This window comes from Gilliamella sp. CG25 (genome assembly GCF_046635705.1).
GTDB lineage: Bacteria > Pseudomonadota > Gammaproteobacteria > Enterobacterales > Orbaceae > Gilliamella > Gilliamella apicola_I.
In genome coordinates this window covers 1-2,888 of record NZ_JBIDFJ010000024.1, presented here as the reverse complement: position 1 = coordinate 2,888, position 2,888 = coordinate 1, and the positions used below count along the sequence as shown (strand labels likewise).

The following is a 2,888-nucleotide window of genomic DNA, read 5'->3' as shown; positions in this document are numbered from 1 at the left end:
TATGTTTTTTTTACTTTCATCCCTGACTCTCAGTCCTTTTGATTTGGCAAAATTTTTATTTTTATCTTTATCTTTATTTTTTATATCAAATTCGGATTCCGTGAGCTGCTTTTGAGTTCCATTGAAAACCCAACCGATAATCTGCTTTCCTTCATGCTCATAAGGCGTTAATACCGGAATTGAACAATAACCTTCCTTTAATGAGGTCACCGCATACCATTTATAATCTTCGGTATGTAACTCAAGATTCAATTCCACTTTGGTGCCCGCTTGTAAGACTGCAAGAATCTCACCTTTTTTTAAGTCAGGCTTCTTTCGAATATTTAATCCTTCAACAAAATCTAAACCTTTTTCAGTGACCCGATAAATATCTTGCTCCCAAAATGCCGGCGCAGGCTCTTTGGGGTTATCCTCATAGTACTTTGTATCTGCCAAATGCATATATAAACTATAAAAATACAGCTGATGACCGGGCTGTTTAGGTTTAGCCGTTTCAGCAGCAGGCGGTGTACTTGCTGTTGATGCGTCACCGGTTGTCGTTGGGGGAGTTGGCGTATTAGTATTCGTGCCCGTTGGTGATGTTTTTACCGGCGTTGTAGTCGTAGGCTGTGTATTTGACGACGGTAATGCATTGGCTGCTGGCGCTGTTGAATTTTCAGTTGAGCTGGTGGTAGCTGCCTCAGGGGATGACTGACTTTCGGTTGTTGGAGTTGGTGTCGCTGGCGGGGTCGCTTCTTCAATTCGTTCCATTTCAAGCAGATGACGAACTAAAACAAAACCCGTTGAGAAAAAACCAACCTTATCACCATAATCAACTTTTTGATAATTGTCGTTTACCCGATAAGCAATGACTTCACCATCAGCTATACAGCACACTTTGCTAGGTTTATCATATACAATGCCTAAATTCTTAAGCGCTTTTTCATCAAAATGAATGCCGCCATGTACCTGTTTATTAACGCTCACAGGATAGAAACCTTCTTCCACTAACATTAAGGCTTGATGATAATGGGCAGCGCTTGATTTTTTTGGGTCATTGGTAACGACCGGATATTTCCATTTTTTTAGGGGGGTTAATGCCATGGTTGATTCCTTTATCCTGAAAAATTGATAACATCACTATTGATTAAACGCATAAGTGCTACATCAATATCACTGGATGTAAATTTTAATTTGTCACTATCAATACTTGCCGGTCCCATTTTTTGCATCACATTACATTTCATGTACACATTATCCGGTGTGCCAAGCTCTATGCCTTCACTGCTGATTTTGATATAAGAGCCACCACACATTAATGTTAGCTCATCGCTTGCTGTAATGGTCAGTTCGCCGTCCACACTGTCGATTTTGATATCTTGTTTAGCCGCCATATTCAGGTTGGCATTTTGGGCTTGTATGTCAATATCCCCTTGGTTGGCAAAGACCTTCATCCCCGATTGGTGAGCAAATAACCCTATCGCATCGCCCGATGCCAGTGTGATGTTTTTTAATGCCGTGATGTCAGTCTGGTTTTCAGCGGTGACACTCACGCTGTTACCGGTTGATAGCTGGATGTTTTCAGGACTGGTTAACGCAATACCTTGCTGAGCGTAAGCTAATATGCCACTTTGCGCCAGCTCAGTTAAGTTTGCCTTGAGCTGGTCTTGGCTGTCGGTGTCAGCCCCGTGGGCTTCGGCTTGGTTGGCGGCATTTTGTAGTGATTTGGCAATCGATAAGGCGTTTTCTATCTGGCTAATTGCGCCTTGCATATCCAGTTGTTTGCCCTGCGCTTTCGGCTCGGTCTGGCTGGTCAGGTATAAGCCTTTTTCAGCCGCTATCGCCCCCCATTCATCAGTGCGCAGTTCAAACCCTTCACCCCGTAATTCTTTTTTTTGGTTGACTAAGTGACCCAGATTAAGTTGCGTTTTGCCGTATTCAGTCGCCAGCTTGATATGCTCTTGTCCCCGTTTGTCATCCATGCGCAATTTGTTATTGGTGGGGGTGCGAATCACATTACGGTGTTTGTTTATTGTGGTGACATGGTCAGGGTGAGCACTGTCGTGCATGGCATGGGCAATATACGGGCGGTCAGGATTGCCGTCCATAAATGCCATGGCGACTTCCGTGCCGTCTATTAGCGGAAAATGAAAGCCATAAGTGCCTCCGGCATACGGTTTTGCCAGTCTTACCCATAAACTTTCATTGCCTGCTTTCCACGCTTTCAGGTCATAGTTAAATTTCACCCGATACCGACCTTGGGTATCTATATAGCCGTAGGTGTCATTGTCCGGACTGGTCACCCGTGCCGGTAAGGTTCCCCCGATTTGCGGCCAGGCTATCGGTTTGGGGCGGTATGGTTTTAATACCTGATACGGGATAGCGGTAAAATGTAGCTCGTAAGCATCCGTGCGGTTGCCTTGCCCTTCCACACTTAATATTATCACCCCGTCAGCAATATCAACTAACGGACTGCCTTTAATCTGTATCCGTTGCCCCGGTGTCAGGTGATAGCGGTTGCTTTTGCCACTAATCACGATTTTTTCACTGATTGCCTGTTCATGCCGTATTCGGGCATACCATTGTCCGCTTTCGGTGACATTATTCGGGTCGGTTGAGTCTTCGTTATCGTTATCTGCCTCACCTTTTAGCTTATCTGCCTGTCCGTTACTTCTCAGCCCTTTGTAGTGCTCGCCATAACGGTAATCCGTGCCATAGGTGGTGCTGTCTTTGGGCTGGCTGTTCACGTCACCGTGTAAATTCGCTTTCGCATCCCGATAGTTATAATCCTGCACTTTAACCGATGACTCCACCACCCGACTGCGTAACCGAATATCCCAGATACTTTCTGCGCCACCATCCAGCGTTCCGCTGGGTAACCGGTAATCAATATCGCTGACCTGCTCATA

2 protein-coding genes are annotated in these 2,888 nt (G+C 45.2%); both read right to left on the bottom strand.

Annotated features, from left to right (window positions below; all coding sequences use genetic code 11):
• Positions 1–1,083, bottom strand: a 1,083-nt coding sequence (locus ACGH6P_RS10960; protein ID WP_411597475.1) for an SH3 domain-containing protein, incomplete at its 3' end; no start/stop codon positions are given.
• Positions 1,084–1,094: 11 nt separating this feature from the next.
• Entirely contained in the window at positions 1,095–2,813 is a 1,719-nt protein-coding gene (locus tag ACGH6P_RS10955) for a DUF2345 domain-containing protein (RefSeq protein WP_411597476.1), read from the bottom strand.
• Between the last annotated feature and the right edge of the window lie 75 nt (positions 2,814–2,888).